Source organism: Brumimicrobium aurantiacum (assembly GCF_003402975.1).
GTDB lineage: Bacteria > Bacteroidota > Bacteroidia > Flavobacteriales_D > Crocinitomicaceae > Brumimicrobium > Brumimicrobium aurantiacum.
This window is the reverse complement of sequence record NZ_QURB01000001.1, coordinates 139,875-156,542: the sequence shown is the minus strand read 5'-3', so window position 1 is coordinate 156,542 and position 16,668 is coordinate 139,875. Positions and strand designations below refer to the sequence as shown.

General features: G+C 34.6%; 17 protein-coding genes. 9 read left to right on the top strand and 8 right to left on the bottom strand.

The genetic code is table 11. The features are described 5' to 3' along the window. Positions 1-67: 67 nt before the first annotated feature. Positions 68-1,099 carry a ferrochelatase gene (gene hemH / locus DXU93_RS00775; protein ID WP_116879337.1) on the top strand — a complete coding sequence of 344 codons (1,032 nt, stop codon included), beginning with the start codon at positions 68-70 and terminating at the stop codon, positions 1,097-1,099. 63 nt (positions 1,100-1,162) lie between these two features. Here hemH and DXU93_RS00770 read toward each other — a convergent pair whose 3' ends face one another. Continuing rightward, the gene (locus tag DXU93_RS00770) at positions 1,163-2,029 is read right to left on the bottom strand and encodes a TonB-dependent receptor (RefSeq protein ID WP_116879336.1); all 867 of its coding nucleotides are present in this window, start codon (positions 2,027-2,029) and stop codon (positions 1,163-1,165) included. 169 nt (positions 2,030-2,198) lie between these two features. Between DXU93_RS00770 and DXU93_RS00765 the strand changes: the two genes are divergently transcribed. Genes DXU93_RS00765 through DXU93_RS00750 form a run of 4 tightly spaced genes read left to right on the top strand, consistent with a single transcriptional unit; the run spans position 2,199 to position 4,586 of the window. Further along, positions 2,199-2,993: an SDR family oxidoreductase gene (locus tag DXU93_RS00765; RefSeq protein WP_116879335.1), complete on the top strand. Its 795-nt coding sequence runs from the start codon at positions 2,199-2,201 to the stop codon at positions 2,991-2,993. Between the two features lie 11 nt (positions 2,994-3,004). Then, positions 3,005-3,469 (top strand): low molecular weight protein-tyrosine-phosphatase, encoded by a 465-nt coding sequence (locus tag DXU93_RS00760; RefSeq protein WP_240623399.1) that lies wholly within the window; start codon positions 3,005-3,007, stop codon positions 3,467-3,469. Further along, on the top strand, positions 3,462-4,181 hold the full coding sequence (locus tag DXU93_RS00755) for an SAM-dependent methyltransferase (RefSeq protein ID WP_116879334.1): 720 nt from the start codon (positions 3,462-3,464) through the stop codon (positions 4,179-4,181). Before DXU93_RS00760 ends, DXU93_RS00755 begins: the two co-directional genes overlap by 8 nt. 9 nt (positions 4,182-4,190) lie before the next feature. Beyond that, on the top strand, positions 4,191-4,586 hold the full coding sequence (locus DXU93_RS00750) for a hypothetical protein (RefSeq protein WP_116879333.1): 396 nt from the start codon (positions 4,191-4,193) through the stop codon (positions 4,584-4,586). A gap of 6 nt (positions 4,587-4,592) precedes the next feature. Here the strand turns inward: DXU93_RS00750 and DXU93_RS00745 are convergent, their stop codons facing one another. Then, positions 4,593-5,384, bottom strand: a complete 792-nt coding sequence (locus DXU93_RS00745; protein ID WP_116879332.1) for an undecaprenyl-diphosphate phosphatase — start codon at positions 5,382-5,384, stop codon at positions 4,593-4,595. Between the two features lie 30 nt (positions 5,385-5,414). On the opposite strand from DXU93_RS00745, the gene DXU93_RS00740 reads away from it, so the two are divergent. Next, positions 5,415-6,842 (top strand): MATE family efflux transporter, encoded by a 1,428-nt coding sequence (locus DXU93_RS00740; protein WP_116879331.1) that lies wholly within the window; start codon positions 5,415-5,417, stop codon positions 6,840-6,842. Between the two features lie 93 nt (positions 6,843-6,935). Then, positions 6,936-8,558, top strand: coding sequence for a cation:proton antiporter family protein (locus DXU93_RS00735; protein WP_116879330.1), 1,623 nt, complete (start codon positions 6,936-6,938; stop codon positions 8,556-8,558). Between the two features lie 206 nt (positions 8,559-8,764). Here DXU93_RS00735 and gldA read toward each other — a convergent pair whose 3' ends face one another. The 6 genes from gldA to DXU93_RS00705 all read right to left on the bottom strand — a co-directional run bounded on the left by gldA (position 8,765) and on the right by DXU93_RS00705 (position 14,242). Next, positions 8,765-9,667: a gliding motility-associated ABC transporter ATP-binding subunit GldA gene (gldA, locus tag DXU93_RS00730; protein WP_116879329.1), complete on the bottom strand. Its 903-nt coding sequence runs from the start codon at positions 9,665-9,667 to the stop codon at positions 8,765-8,767. Positions 9,668-9,732: 65 nt separating this feature from the next. Further along, positions 9,733-10,113 (bottom strand): DUF1573 domain-containing protein, encoded by a 381-nt coding sequence (locus tag DXU93_RS00725; protein WP_116879328.1) that lies wholly within the window; start codon positions 10,111-10,113, stop codon positions 9,733-9,735. Between the two features lie 15 nt (positions 10,114-10,128). Further along, complete coding sequence (locus DXU93_RS00720) at positions 10,129-10,578, bottom strand: DUF1573 domain-containing protein (RefSeq protein WP_116879327.1); 450 nt, start codon at positions 10,576-10,578, stop codon at positions 10,129-10,131. Positions 10,579-10,708: 130 nt separating this feature from the next. Beyond that, positions 10,709-11,299 carry a hypothetical protein gene (locus DXU93_RS00715; protein WP_116879326.1) on the bottom strand — a complete coding sequence of 197 codons (591 nt, stop codon included), beginning with the start codon at positions 11,297-11,299 and terminating at the stop codon, positions 10,709-10,711. After that, positions 11,299-11,895: a peptide deformylase gene (gene def, locus DXU93_RS00710; protein WP_116879325.1), complete on the bottom strand. Its 597-nt coding sequence runs from the start codon at positions 11,893-11,895 to the stop codon at positions 11,299-11,301. Before def ends, DXU93_RS00715 begins: the two co-directional genes overlap by 1 nt. 55 nt (positions 11,896-11,950) lie before the next feature. Then, entirely contained in the window at positions 11,951-14,242 is a 2,292-nt protein-coding gene (locus DXU93_RS00705) for a patatin-like phospholipase family protein (RefSeq protein WP_165851304.1), read from the bottom strand. Positions 14,243-14,308: 66 nt separating this feature from the next. Between DXU93_RS00705 and DXU93_RS00700 the strand changes: the two genes are divergently transcribed. Both DXU93_RS00700 and DXU93_RS00695 read left to right on the top strand, forming a co-directional pair. Beyond that, positions 14,309-14,914: a trimeric intracellular cation channel family protein gene (locus DXU93_RS00700; protein ID WP_116879323.1), complete on the top strand. Its 606-nt coding sequence runs from the start codon at positions 14,309-14,311 to the stop codon at positions 14,912-14,914. A 5-nt stretch (positions 14,915-14,919) separates the two neighbouring features. After that, positions 14,920-16,632, top strand: a complete 1,713-nt coding sequence (locus DXU93_RS00695) for a THUMP domain-containing class I SAM-dependent RNA methyltransferase (protein WP_116879322.1) — start codon at positions 14,920-14,922, stop codon at positions 16,630-16,632. Positions 16,633-16,668 lie beyond the last annotated feature (36 nt).

Here is a 16,668-nt window from a genome sequence, read left to right as displayed (position 1 = left end):
AAGAATCTCAAAACCTTATTATATTTGCTGTGTTGTAGAAGAGGAATAATTATCATATTTGATATCAATGGGGAAGAATAGAAAAAAGACAGGAGTTTTATTAATACAATTAGGTACTCCAGATAGTCCAAGTAAAAAGGATGTTAAGATTTATTTGAAAGAATTCTTAAACGATCCTCGCGTTATCGACTATCCAAAATTAAAAAGAAAGCTTTTAGTTAATGGAATTATCATTCCGTTTAGGGTCAAAAATTCTACTGAAATCTATAAAGAACTATGGGAATTGAGTGGTGGCGTTTCTCCGTTGTTGAAATATACGGAAAGCAAAACTAAATTACTACAAGAACGATTCAAGGATGAAGATGTTACGGTTCACATGGCTATGCGTTACCGTTTACCTAGAATGGAAGATGTCTTAGAAGAAATGCGTCGTGAAAACTACGATAAGATTATCATTTTGCCGTTATTTCCGCATTATGCAAGCGCTTCTGGTGGTACAGCAATTGAAAAAGCAGTGGATATTATACGTAAATGGTGGGTGATTCCTGAAATTTCAACCGTTCCCGATTTCTTTGATCATGAAGCATATATCGATACTATTGTAGAGCGAACCAAAGAATTTGATGTAAAGAGCTACGATAACATTTTGTTCTCTTACCATGGCTTGCCAGATACACATGTAGATAAGGTTTACGACGATGGACTCTGTGAAGACCAACCATGTGAAACGGAAATGAATGACAAAAACAGGTTCTGTTATAAAGCGCAATGTTATGCTACAACCCGTTTAATTGCTGAAAAACTAGGCTTGAAAGAAAGTGATTATACCGTAGCATTTCAATCCCGTTTAAATAAAAAATGGTTGACTCCATTCTCTGATAAAGTGATAGAAGAATGGGCCGAAAAAGGAAGTAAACGTATCTTGGCTTTTAGTCCTGCATTTGTAGCCGATTGTCTAGAAACAATTGTTGAAATAGGTGTGGAGTACGACGAAGACTTTAAAAAATTAGGAGGAGAAAAAGTTCAATTGGTGCCGAGTACGAATGATCATCCAAGATTTATTGACTGTTTGGAAGATTTAGTTAGACAAAGAATGTAAAAAAAAACTATAAATGATAAAGCCGTTTTACATCTGTAGAACGGCTTTTTTATGAATTAAAGTTTAATTCTTTTCTCGATTAATTCTCCAAGTATAGCCGATAACAAGCTCAGAAGCCAAGTAACCAAACTTTTGGTCTGCATGATATTCTTTAGTTCCAGGTCTGTTCAGTACCTTGATTTGTTGAATAAAGCCTGCGGATAAATTAGTTTGCAAAAATATATGATCAATGAATTCTAATCTCAATCCAGGATGTAATGAAAGACCAAATCCAGATAAAGAAATAGTCCTTCGGTCAAACTTCCCCGCGAAATTAAAATCATTGTAAGATAAAATGACACCTGTAGATACTGCCGCTTGTGCTTTTACTTTGAACCAATCATTTTTGCCAAGAGCAAGTAAGTTGAAGTAGCGAGCCAATTCAAATCGTATGTAGTTTAACCCATCTGAATTTTCATAATGTATATGGTCGTAATCCGAAGTTGTTAATTCGTTTGTATAATCACCGCTCCATAATTCACTAATCCCTGAATCTATATGTCCATCCAACATAACCTGCTGTGGATGGTCCATTAAATATTTCATATGGTCATAACCAAAACTAAGTGACCAATTGTCTTTGAAAAAATATCCGAAACGTACATTAAATTGTGGAATGGTAAATTTTTTCGGGTTTAAATAAACCAGTGATAATTTTTCATAATTATCTGAAGCGGTCATGTTTTTTATGGTGAAGTCATAGCCTCTTCCAACTAAATGTAAATCACTTTCCGTATAGGCACTACGATTATAACCCCAGTGTAAATAGAAACTTCCTTTATTGGTACTGACCGTTTTTTGAGCAAAGGTAGAACCAGAATTAAAACAAATCAGATATAAAAAATTGAGTAACAGGATTGAGATAAAGTTAAACTTCATGATTTTTGCCATCTCTGGACTTATAATATTGGTTATTGTTTAAAAAATCGAACGCCTGTAAAACTACTCTATATTTTCAATGAATACATACCTGTTATTAAATTCCATGCAATTTTAACTTATTCTTTATTGATTTTAATAATTCATATGATAATGATTCCTTTTCAATATCTTTGTGGTAATGAAAAAGTTTGCAAATAAAGTAGTTTGGATCACTGGAGCTTCTTCAGGAATAGGGAAAGAAATTGCTATTCAATTGGCAAAATTAGGGAGTAAACTAATTTTGTCTGCACGAAATGTAGAAGAGCTTGAGAAATTGAAGCTGTCATTGAATTGTCCTGAAAATCATATGGTTCTTAGGTTGGACCTAGCGGAGAATGAAAACTTTTTAAATCTTACAAAGCAGGTTGTAGAAAAATATCAACGCATCGATTATTTATTCAATAGTGGAGGTATTTCTCAACGTTCAGAAGCATCCACAACTTCAATGGATGTCGACAGAAGAATCATGGAGGTAAATTATTTTGGAAATATAGCATTAACCAAAGCTGTTTTACCAATAATGCAAAGGCAAAAGAGTGGTCATATCATCGTTACTTCAAGTATTGCTGGTAAATTTGGATTTTATTTAAGATCTGCCTATGCTGCATCAAAACATGCTTTACATGGTTTTTATGAAAGTGTTTCACTTGAGGAAGCAAAATATAATATTTCGGTTACTATTGTTTGTCCTGGAAAAATCAATACGCCAATTTCGAAAAGTGCTTTGACAGCCGATGGGACAGCACATGGTGAAATGGACCATAATCAAGCTACAGGAATGTCGGTGGAAGAATGTGTTCGACAGATTTTAAAAGCAACTTTAAAGAAGAAGAAAGAAGTTTTAATAGGGAATAAAGAAATATTAGCGGCGAAGATTAAAAGATTTTTCCCTTCCTTGTTTTGGAGGATTATTAAGAATCAAAGCCCAACATAACAAAATTGATTATGAAAATATTAATGGTATGCTTAGGAAATATTTGTCGATCGCCAATGGCTGATGGGTTGTTGAGAAAGAAAGTGGCCGAAAACAATTTAGATGTTGTTGTTGATTCTGCAGGAACTGGTGATTGGCATGTAGGTGAAGCTCCTGATGCAAGAATGCGAGAAACTGGAAAGAAAAATGGTGTTCCAATTGACGAATTAAGAGGTCGACAATTTAAGGTTGAGGATTTCGATGAATTTGATCGTATTATCGTTATGGATAAAAGTAATTTCGAGAATGTAACGAAACTTTCTCGTGACGAAAATGACACTAAGAAAGTTGAGTTATTTTTAGACCTAACTCATCCAGGTAAAGGTGTAGAGGTTCCAGATCCATACTTTGGAGGAGATGAAGGATTTAAGAATGTATTTGATATGCTAGATGCTGGAACTGATGTTTTAATTAAAGAATTACAAAAAGATGTCTAAAGGTAAATTATATTTGATGCCCACTTTGATGGGATCTGAAAAATGGGAACATGTGATTCCTGCTGAAGTTGCAGAAATTGCAAAAAACACACGATATTTTGCCGTTGAAAATTTAAAATCAGCGAGAAGATACCTAAGGAAAATTGATCGTACATTCCCAATTGATGAGTCTACGTTTTTCATTTTAAATAAAAAAACACCACCAACAGATTTAGCAGGTATGCTATCGCCGTTGAAGAAAGGAGAAAACGTTGCGATTATCTCTGAGGCTGGTTGTCCAGGAGTAGCCGATCCTGGAGCTGACTTAGTTGCTTTAGCACATCAAAAGGGTGATTTTGTAAGTCCATTAACAGGACCTTCATCAATTTTATTGGCACTTATGGCCAGCGGTTTTAATGGTCAATCTTTTACATTTAACGGTTATATCCCAAAGGAGCGTAAAAAACGTGTATTTACTTTTAAGGATTACGAACGATTGGTAAGTAAAACAGGTCAAACACAAATCTTTATGGAAACGCCATTTAGAAATAATCACTTACTTGAAGATTTGTTGAATGAATGTTTAGACACTACTTTTCTTTGTGTGGCCTGTGATTTAACATTGCCAACTGAACGTGTTCAAACAATGACTGTTGCAGAGTGGAGAGAAAATGCATTTGATTTAAATAAACGACCAACGATGTTCCTGATTGGGAAACCATTTGCGCTTTAAAAAGTAAAAATGAAAAAACTATTCTTTTTAGTATTAATTATTTTGTTGACTGGGTGTAGCTCAAAAGCCTATAAAATGACCAGTACAATGAAAGATTTTATGGATAGTGTATACCCAAATGCAAGCTATGATATAGAAAGAAGAAAGGTCGGTTATGAATTGACAATTGTAGATGGCGATAGCTTGAATTTTCAAAAGAATGAAGAAGAGATCAAGAAAAAAACACTTTGCGAATTTTATAAAGCTTATCTCGTGTCTGGTAAATATGCAAATTCTTTTTCAGAATTTAATGTTGTTTACCAAAACGAACGTACAAATTGGAAGTCAGATACTTTGACGATTATAGAATTGAGTATGATTTATGAATATTGGAATGAGGAAGATGACCTATTCGGTATAAAATAGTTCATCTTAAATCATTGACCATCCAATAGCAATTGTTCCAACGATAAAGCAATAAATAGAGAAATAAGTTAATTTACTCTTCTTTACGATGGATATCATCCATGTACAGGCAACTAAACCTGTTAAAAAGGCAGCGATAAATCCTACTGAAAGTGATAGCATTGGAATGTTCTCTTCTGTAAAAGCACCGTCTAGTAAGTCTTTAGCGATTTTACCAAAGATCAAAGGAACAACCATAAGGAATGAAAAACGTGCTGATTTCTCTCTGTCGATTCCCAATAAAACAGAGGTTCCTATAGTAGCTCCAGAACGAGAAATACCAGGTAGTATGGCGATTGCTTGGGAGATTCCAATGATAAATGCATTTTTAAAATTCACATCTTTATTCGTGTTTTTTGCTTTGTCTGCAAGAAATAAGAGTAATCCTGTAATCAATAACATAAATCCAACCAATAAAATTTGACTGTGAAAGAAAGAATCTATTAAGTCATCAAAAAAGAAACCAATGAATGCAGCAGGAATCATTGATAGAATGATTTTTAAAGAGAACATCAATTCTTCATTTTTTTTGAATTGGAATAAACCTTTAAGTATTTCTCCAACGTCTTTTCTAAAAATTACAATTGTACTTAATGCCGTTGCGAAATGTAAAACAACTGTGGTCATCATACTTAATTCTCCAACATCATCGTTACCAAATATAGCTTTAACAATTTCAAGATGTCCACTACTCGAAACAGGTAAGAACTCTGTTAAACCTTGTACAATTCCAAGAATGATTGCTTCTATGATTTCCATTTAGATAATTTTTTTAGAACTGCTAAATTAATGATATTTCTGAATGAATTATTTGTCTCATCAGTTTTTGACGCTTGCATTATTCTATCTTTGTTCTTATTCGTCATGGAAACTCAAAAAGAACCCACATATCGTTCTATATGGAAACTCGCTTTACCTGCAATGTTAGGTGGAGTAGTGGAGCCTGTTTTGTCATTGACAGACTTGGCTGTAGTAGGTAATATCGGTTACGATAGTTTCTCAGAAAACAATGAGAATTTATCTGCTGTTGCAGCTGTTGGAATTGCTGGAAGTTTACTTTCTGCATTGATATGGATCTTTGCTCAAATGAAAAGTGCTATCTCTGCAGTGGTTTCTCAAGCTTATGGATCTTTAAAGATGAGGATGATGTCGAGTCTAATTCCTCAAATGATCTATTTCAATGCGATTGTCGGTGTTCTTGCAATGGTAGTGACTTATTTTACTTCAGCATGGATTTTTGAGTATTTACTTTCAGCATCTGGCCCAGTTCTTAAAGACGCAACATCTTATTTTAATATTCGGGTTTTCGGTTTTCCATTGACGCTTATAACATTTTCAATTTTTGGAGTTTTTCGTGGTGTTCAAAACACATGGTGGGCAATGGTTATTTCTATTGTCGGAGGGACAACAAATATTTTACTGGATTTTATTTTCGTTTTAGGCTGGTGGAACCTTGTTGAACCAATGGGAGTAGAAGGAGCTGCTTGGGCAAGTTTCATCGCGCAAATTGTAATGTTTATTCTTACTATTTACTTTCTGTTGTTTAAATCGAAAATTAAACTTATTCATACTACACGCATTAATTCAGAATTTGTAAATCTATTATTAATTGCAGGGAATTTGGTGCTGCGAACAATAGTCCTCAATGTTGCTTTAATGCTAACACATAAATACGCGAATATTTATGGAACAGTAGAAGCTGCTACACATGCTGTTATCCTTAACCTATGGCTTTTCTCTGCGTTTTTCCTTGATGCTTTTGCAACTTCGGCAAATGCTTTGGCGGGGAAATTCTTAGGAGCGAGAAATAAAGTTGCCATGGAGAGAAATCTGAATCGAAATTTAATGCTGAGTTTGATTGTTTCAATAGGGCTTGCAATTGTGTTAATGATTTTTGACGAACCTATTATGGAGCTCCTGATTGATAATGAATCTGTTTGGGCCGTTTATCCCATTGTCCTTCCTTTATTTGCCTTGTGCTTACCTTTCAATGCCTTGGCTTTTACCCTCGACGGAATCTTTAAAGGAATGGGAAAAGCAAAATTTTTAAGAAATATTTTAATTATTTCGACTTTATGTGGATTTTTACCCGTATTATTAATAGGACACTATTTCTCACCTGGATTACAAATAATATGGTTTGCAATTATCGCCTGGATGTTGCTTCGAGGATTTCTCCCTTATCTCTATTTTAAAAAGTGGATTAGGCGTTTTTAATTCTTAAAGCCCCCTTTATTTGAACATTAGATTTTAACTGGTGTTTTATTGATTTAGTGTCTGATTACTAAATAATAATTTCTAAAATATTACATGGATACAATTGATTTGAGTGCTGGATACATTGATGCTATTTGGTTAACACTGGCTTTTTTGAGTGGTTTACTAATGAGAAGGTTTGGTTTACCTGCATTATTGGGCTTCTTGGCAACTGGCTTCTTTCTGAATTTTGCAGGCTTTACAGACGGTAATCTTAAACAAATTCTGAAACCATTATCTAGCATGGGCGTAATTTTATTATTGTTCACTATTGGATTGAAAATAAAAATCAAACAGCTAATAAAACCAGAAATCCTTATCACTGCATCTTCTCATGTTATATTAACAACGCTCGCTATTGGTGGTGTTATTTTTGGATTGAGTGTTTTAGGAATACAGCATTTTTCCGAATTAAGTATCGAATCATCGATGACTATTGGGTTTGCATTAAGTTTCTCTAGTACAGTTTTTATCATTAAATCTTTAGAAGATAGAGGAGAGATTACTTCAAGACACGGTCGTTTCGCCATTGGTATTTTAGTAATCCAAGATATTTTTGCAGTAGTATTTTTAACCCTTTCTAAAAGTGTTATGCCTTCTATTTGGGTATTGGCTTTACCCGTTTACCTTTACCTCATAAAGATTATTCTTGGGCGTTTACTCGATAAGTCTGGTCACGGTGAACTACTCACGGTATTCGGATTCTTTGCCCCACTTATTGCCGGAGCATTGGCTTTTGATTTGGTCGATTTAAAATACGATCTTGGGGCATTAATCATAGGGATGCTATTGGTCAATCACCCAAGAAAGGAAGAGCTTTATGATAGAATGTTGAGTTATAAAGATTTCTTTTTGATTGGATTCTTTATAAATGTAGGTCTGGCAGGAATTCCAAGCTTGTCAAATTTCTTGATTGCTTTTGCAATGCTAGGTTTCGTGTTTTTTAAAGGATTTCTATTCTTCAAAATATTCTCCTTTTTCAAATTAAGGGCACGTACCAATTTTCTGACCTCATTACACCTTTCAAATTACAGTGAATTTGGTTTAATTATCGGTGCAGTAGCAGTTGCAAACGGTATGATATCTAATGATTGGCTAACCACTTTGGCTATTTTTATGAGCTTGTCATTTTTACTTGCTTCCCCATTTATTGCGCGTTCCTACGATTTGTTTGAAAAACACCATGACAAACTTGTGATTTGGAACAGAACACCACCAGAATATGTGCAACAAGCAAAAATTTCAGGTGAAGTGAAATATGTTATTATCGGACTAGGGAGTATTGGACTTCCTGCCTATTTCCATCTTAAAGAAAGTTTTCCAGATTGTATAATCGGTGTGGATTATAACGGTGATAAAGTTAATGAACTAAAAAAAGACGGCAACAATGTCGTTTGGGGAGATTCTACCGATAGGGATTTTTGGGATGAATCAAATTGGGAAAAGGTCGATGTTGTTGTTTTAGCAATGAGTGATTATGCTTCAAACCATAACACGATGAAACAGATAAAAAAACTCAAAGATCGTAAGTTTAAGATTGCCGCAATCTGTCATTATGATGATGAAAAAGAAGTGTTTGAAAAGCTAGACGTCGATTATATTTATGATTATAAAACCTCTGTTGGAGAAGATTTCGCGCAACATGCTATGGAAGAAAGTAAGAAGGTCGTTATATAAGAATCAGTCCTGATTAGTTTTCCTTGACGTATGACGTTTAGAGAGGAGTATAGATATAATAATACAGAGATTACAGATTATCCCGATATAGCTTGATTGGTTATTGCTCCAGCTTAAATTATCAAAATGGAGACCAATGATATTAAAAATTAAAATACCAACTACAAGCAATAAAAGGATGAGTCTAAAATCTCTCACAAAACGATTTATCTTGTTAACTGTTTAAAGACCTCTTCTAGGGATTTTTCTTCTTTACGAATGGTAAGAATCAATAGGTTTTCTTGTTTTGCATAAGCTGCAATCGTTTTACGTAAGTCTGCTGATGAATCAGAGCTAATTAAAAAAGAAGTTTTACTTACTGATTCTACGCGTGAAATGCTGGATACTTTTGCCAATCTATTGCGTGAAACCTCACCATCGAATTCTACAAATACAACTTGACTACTTACGTCAGATTGTAGTTCACTTGCTTTGGCATTCGCTACAAGTTTTCCGTTTTTTATAATAATTACGCGATCGCATATCGCTTCAACTTCTTGCATGATGTGTGTAGACAACATCACTGTTTTTTCTTTACCTATTTTCTTGATTAATTCACGTATGTCAACCAATTGATTTGGGTCTAATCCAGAGGTTGGTTCATCTAAAATCAATACTTCTGGATCGTGAATAATCGCCTGAGCTAATCCAACCCTTTGACGATATCCTTTTGACAGTTGTCCTATTTCTTTGTGTTGCTCTTTTTGTAATCCAACCAATTCTATGACTTCTGCAACACGATTTTTTATTTTCTTTACACCGTAAATCTTTCCAACAAAGCTAAGGTATTCCTTTACGTACATATCCAAGTAAAGTGGATTATGCTCTGGAAGATAACCTATTTTCTTACGTATTTGAAGTGAGTTTTTCTTTAAGTTTAAGCCACACACTTCAACCTCTCCTTCTGTGGCAGGGATGAAACTTGTGATGATTTTCATCGTTGTAGACTTTCCAGCACCGTTTGGGCCTAAAAAACCTAGAATTTCACCGTTTTTTGCTTCAAATGAAATATTGTCTACAGCTGCTTGTTCGCCATAGTATTTTGTAAGATGTTTTACGGAAATTGACATGATAAAAATTTAGATTACGAAGATAGAATATTGAATCTTTTTAAATCTAATATTCTGTTAAAATATTACTCGTCTTTAGGAATTACATATACTTTGATTCGTAATTCCTCCTCTTTCTTAGTATTGGCAATCAATTTTATTTTTCGGTCTTGCAGATAATATTTTTGATTGGTGTCAAATTGAACTAAAATAGAATCCTTTTGATTCGGTAGAATTGGATCAGACGGAAAATCAATACTTGTACAACTACAGGAAACCAAAGCATCATTGATAATTAACGGAACTTCACTACTGTTTTTAAAAACAAAATAATGAGTTAATTGCTTTCCCTCTTTAGTCTTTTCCCATTTATGAGTGGTCTTGTTTAAAAAAGAAAATTCCGCATATTGAGCAAGCCCAATAGCGGAATTTATAAATATTAAGAGAAGTACAAGTACGTTCTTCATCCTATTGTTTTAGTTTTAGCTTTGTGTTGGAGCACCACTTTTATTTACTGGAGCACCACCTTTAGGAGCAGCTTTCACATTTCCTTTAATACGGATCGTTTTTGTTGGTGTATTGATTGCGTTTGATTGTAAAGTAACGCTTTTCCCGATAACACCAACACGCTTAGTATCGTATTTTACTTTTATTACACCTGATTCTCCTGGCGCGATTGGTTCACGTGGCCATTGTGGTACAGTACAACCACAAGAACCTTTTGCATTAGAAATTACTAATGGCTCATTTCCTGTATTTGTAAATTTGAACTCACATGTTCCATCTGCATATTGACTAATTGTACCATAGTCATGCGTTTCTTTTTCAAATTCAATTTTTGCTCCTGATTCAACAGCTGCTTGTGCCATTACAGTGTTCATTCCGAACAATGCAGTAAATAAAAGGCTTAATGTAAATAGTACTTTTTTCATGTTTTAAAATTTTAGTTTCATTCAAATATAAGACGAAAAAAGAGTTGACCCATATTTTTAACAAAGCCTTAACATCAATGAAATGAAGTGTCAGACCTTGTTTTAGACCTGTTTAGACTTGTATATAATTCTATTTTTTAGATTGTTCAGCCATTTCTGAAGCTTGTATCTCAATAAGCTCTTCGAAAGTTTTATCAATGTGCTTTAATCGAAATTCGTAAGCTTCACGCTTCTCCTCTGGTAAACCTTCTATGTCCAACAATAGATTTGCATAATGCTTAATCTTCTCCGGATTGTAGTCATTGTAATCGTAATAGTTTAATTGCAATTCTAAAATTCCAATCTTTTCTTTTGTAATCGGGAAATTTGAAATTAAAGTATCTCTCCATTTTGCTGCTTCAGACTCAACATTGATTTGTAAATACAATGCTGCGATTTTGTCCACGGCTGTTTCTGCAAACTCGTCATTCGGGAAATGCTCATAAAAGGCTTTGTTACGGTTGATAGCTTCGTGAAATGCGACCTTGTTGATTTTGTAATCGTTGGTCTTTGCCGCTTGCGTATACATTGTTTTTAATGAATCATCCATCTCCTTAATGGAAGATTTCAAACCTTCAACTGTTACTTCTTCCTTTTGCTGATCTTGAGTTGCTTCAGTTTGCTCAGATCCACAAGAAGCGATTAATGTGATTAAACTAAATGCAAAAACTATTTTCTTCATTATCTTTTTCTTTTAGTAACGGGAAATTTCATTCGATAGTCAACATTTACTGCTCCTTTTGCAATATTTGTCAACTTTTTAGTCAATAACTTCTTTTTTAATGTAGAAAGTAAATCTGTAAATAAAATACCATCTACGTGATCATATTCATGCTGAATTACACGTGCCGCATAACCGTCGTATGTTTCTTCGTGAAATTCGAAATTTTCATCAAAGTAAGTGATATGTATTTTCTCTTTTCGATATACTTCTTCACGAATAGTTGGAATACTTAAACAACCTTCTTGAAAAGCCCATTCCTCACCTTCTTCTTCCTCAATAATAGGATTAATGAAAACTTTTTTAAAGCCTTCTAGGCCTGCTGCTCTTGGATCTGGTTTTCCATCTACTTCGTCTTCCGCAAAAGGTGAAGCATCTATCACAAATAAACGAATCGATTTTCCGATTTGTGGTGCAGCAAGTCCAACTCCATGTGCATTGTACATCGTTTCCCACATGTTGTCAATTAGCTCCTTTAAGCCTTCGTAATCTTTATCAATTTCAACAGCTTCTGTTTTCAAAACAGGATCGCCATAAGCAACGATAGGTAATATCATAGAAATAAAATTTTTACAAAAGTAATGAAACGGCAGGACATTTTACGTTTCGGCATTAACGAATTGAACGATCATTAAAAATCATATAGCCAAAGCTTAATTGTGTAACAAATGGTTTATCTTGTTTTGGGAAGTAATTTGTAGATAAACGCAAAGGTCCAATTGGAGATTGGAAAATTATAGAGCCTCCAACCATCGGTAAACCTTCTTCAAATAAATCAGAATATCCAAAGTCATTTTCTTCATCAAGTCTAACAATTTGTCTAAATGGCTGAAAGAAGTATGGGTCAATTCTAAATTCAAAGTATTTACTGTAATTGAAAACAAAATTAACACCTCCACCAATGAATTGAGGGGCGCGATATTCACTCAAGAATAAAGGCTTGCTATCTGGTAATGGAGAAAATTCGGTCATGTTTAAAACTGTGGCGGTGTAATTCGAAAACAAGGACTGTGAATTAAGTACTCCTTTACCATAAACTCCAATTTTGAAATAGGGTGAAATCTCATAAAACTTTCTGGCCTCTAATGATAAGTTGATCCATCGGTGTTGTTTACGCACATCATAGTCTAATCCTGGAGTAGTTCCAGAAATACTTTTTTCCTTCCCTTGAACATATCTCAAATTCATTTTTAATAAACTTCCGCTTGAAGCCCATTGTTTACGATTGAGGGTGTTGTACTCAAAATTTAAAGCTGCTGATTGTCCCATAAAAGATGTTGCATCAGCAGTGTCATTTTCAGAATAATTTAAGGTTTGATAATATTCATCATTGTTTTCAAAGGCCCTTAAATCTAATGATGTCTTTCCATTCCTAGTTTTAGAAAGTCCAAGATTTAAACCGTAATACATTTCATTCTGAATAAGAAATGAAGGGTTAACATCTTCGAAAAAAGTAGAGGAGCTTCTGTAGTAATCCCAGCGATTCAAAACAAAATAAGGACTAATTCTAATGGGTCTTAAGGTTGGGAGGTCATAATCAATTTTAAGTTTTGAAGAGCCATAGAATTTTCCAAAATATGCTTCTCCATGAAGTCCTACTGCTCCATCGCTTAGGTCCCAATATGATAGTCCAATGTATGCAGTGTTCACAGGACGAGAACTAAAATGTCCACCTACACTTAAAGTCAGGGGTTTTTGTTTTGTGACATCTAAGGATAGATGATATGTTGAATCACTTTTTAAGTGTATCGTTGGGTAAATATATTTGACTTGATGTGCGGAGTAAGACCTATAATATCGCTCTTTAATCTCTTCCAATGTTAAGACTTCTTCTAATGTATCCTTCATAAAATTGTTTCTAACAAAAGAAACATCTGTCCCTGAAAATGAAGAAACATCAATTGAGCTCACCTTGATAGGAGTGATTTTTTTTCTAAATTCAGTTCTTCTTTCGTGAATATCTCCAGTAGCTTTTTTGTCGTTAAGATGAACACAAATACTGTCAAGATTGGCTTTTGCAGCGAGGTATCCAGTTTCTATGGCTTCTTGCGCATGCTCAAAATCAAAGGTGTTAATACTTGTTTCTGGTTCGATAATAATTCCGTTATCACAAGGGAGTTCGAAACTCGTTTTTTGAACAAACATTGTGGTAATTTGACTGATGATATCATCCTCGGTAGGTGGACTAGCATTTAGTGAAACATTACTACCAATGATATAATCTACTGGAAATTCGTTGTACAAAACATCTGCAGGAAAGTTGTTGTATAATCCACCATCAAAATATAATTTCCCATCAATTCGAATGGGATTGATATAAAAAGGATAGGTCATTGAGGCTCTTACTGCTGAATTTAAATCTCCATCTCTAAAAATGACACTTTCCTTATTGTAAATATCAGCCGCAACACATCGAAAAGGAATAAATAAAGAATCGAAATCTTTCCCAACAGCTGCTCCTGCATTTCCTATTAACCTAAAAGTTTCGTAATCTAAATTTGAAGGATCTAAAAAGTTGGTGGGTAATGACTTTACAAAAATACTGTCCGTTGCAAAGTTGATGTTTAGCATTGAAGGATCAATTGATTTTTCTCTTAACAAAAATTGCTCTTCATTGGAGTCGCCACTCAAAGTCATTTTATTGAAATTGTCAGATAAAATATATGCTTCTATTTCATTTGGAGAAAACCCAGAAGCGTATAATGCCCCGATAAGCGCACCTGCACTAGTTCCCGAAATATAGTCGATGGGAATATTTGCCTCCTCTAAAGCTTTGAGCACTCCAATGTGTGCCAAACCTGTTGCACCGCCACCACTAAGGACAACTCCTACCTTTTGGGCACGAACATTATTTAGGCAAAAAACACCAAAAACAAATAAAAAAAGTAGAATCTTATGTTTCAAGCTGCAATTAATGAGTTAATTTGTACAAATGTATAAGTTATTATCAATATTAAGAAAATTTTGTCAATGCTTGAACTTTTAGATCATATTGGGTTGTTTGCCTTTGCGATTAGTGGTGTGTTAACGGCTGCAAATCGAAACCTGGATATTTTGGGTGGTTATATCATTGCTTTTATCACAGCTTTGGGAGGTGGTACGATCCGTGATTTGTTGTTAAACGTTGATATCGCTTGGATGACTTCTTTTTCTCAATTGTTGATGGTGATTGCTGGAGCAACAGTAGGAATTGTTTTTCGTAAAAAATTACGATCATTAAGAAGAACATTGTCTATCTTTGACACCGTTGGAATATCCGTTTTTACAATTGTTGGAGTTCAAAAAGGCTTATCGCATGAACAATTGGCAATTACCGCAGTTTTCCTTGGAATGATCTCGGCGACTTTTGGAGGACTAATTCGTGATGTTTTATGTAATGAAATTCCATTGATCTTCAAAAAGGAAGTTTATGCTATCCCATGTTTATTGGGTGGAGCCATTTATTTGCTTGGCGATTATTTAGGATTGGGCGATTCTGCTTGGCTTTTATGGTTAAGTATGCTTTTTATTGTAACTTTTAGGACTTTAGCGGTAATGTTCTCATGGAAATTACCACTGATTAATGAAATTAATTAAGATAGATGAAAGATTTAGTGATTACAGTTAAAACCTTATTTGGGTTTGAAGATATCCTTAAGGAGGAATTGAATGAACTGGGCTATGATAAAGTGGAAACACTCAATCGTGCTGTACAATTAAATGGTGACTGGGAAGATGTTTACCGACTCAATTACCATTGTAGGTTAGCGATTTCAGTACTGGTTAAAGTTAAATCTTTTACGATTCATAAAGAAGAAGACCTGTATAAACAAGCCAAAAAAATTGATTGGCCAGCTTACTTTGATGTTAAAAAAACATTTGCTGTAAAAGGAGCTGTTTTCTCAACAATATTTACCCACACTCAGTATCCTTTTCTCGTAGTAAAAGACGCTATTGCAGATGTGTTTAGAGAAAAATGTGATGATGTTCGTCCTGATGTGAATCTAAAATCTCCGCAAGTAATGTTTGATGTGTATATCAAAGATAGAAATGTGGTGATTTCATTAAATACGAGTGGGGTACCATTGTTTCAACGTGGTTATAGACAAGAAGTAGGGGAAGCGCCAATGAATGAAGTCTTGGCTGCAGGAATTTTGCGTATGTCAGGATGGGATCGTAAATCTACTTTGATTGATCCAATGTGTGGTTCCGGAACGATTGCGATTGAAGCAGCACTTTGGGCGGCAAATATTCCAGCGATGATTGAAAGAAATCACTTTGCTTTTAAAAACTTTAAATCTTTTGATGCTGAAGCATGGGAGAAGGTTAAAGCGGAAGGAAACAGTAGACCTATTAAATTAGGTTTTGATATTCTTGCTTCTGATGAAGACGGAGAAATGGTGAAAAAAGCACGTAGAAATAGCCGAATGGCACCAATTGGAAACATGGTGACGTGGGATGTTAAAGATGCTTTGGAATTAGAAGCGCCAGACGATAAAGGAATTTTGATTTGTAATCCGCCTTACGGTGAACGTATGGGAGAAGAAGTCGAAGAGCTATATACTCGTTTAGGAGATTTGTTTAAACAGAAATTCTTGGGTTATGATTGCTGGGTTGTGTCATCGAACACGGATGCTTTAAAGCATATTGGACTAAGGCCAAGCAGAAAAATTAAAGTTTTCAATGGTAATTTAGAATGTAGTTTACGCCAATTCCAAGTTTTTGCTGGATCAAAGAAATATGATAACAGTGAGGATGAAGCGGATGGAGTGATTCCTAAGCCAAGAGGTGTCCGTAGAGAAAATCGTAAGAAGATTGAGAAACCTGTTGAGGAAACAACTTTACAGAGTGAGAAAGAAAGTGAGAACGAAGTAGAGAAGAAAGAATACAACCCTACTAGAAGAGTGATCGAAACACCAGCTTCTGAAAAACCAAGAAAAAGCGCTGCCTCACGTTATGGTAGTGCAAAATCTGCTTATTTACCAGTAGAAGATAATAAAGAGGAAGAAACAGAGGATGCTGTTAAACCTCATGAAGATAAAGTAGAAGAGGAAACACCAAAAAAGACAGTAAAACAAGAAAGAAAACCACGTCTAGGAGCTTCAAAATACGGTCAAACGCCTAAATTCTTAAAGCGTACACAATCTGACGAGGAAACAATTGAAGAATCATCTAAAGAAGTAGAGGAAATTCAATCAGAATCTATATCAGACAAAGTTGAGCGTGATGCTCAGGATTCATCAAGCGATTCAAGTGAGGAGGAAATGTCTTTGAAAGATAAAATTGCTGAGATGAAGAGGAAAAGGGAGGAGTGATTTTAATTGAAGAATGAATAATTAAAAGTGAAAAGT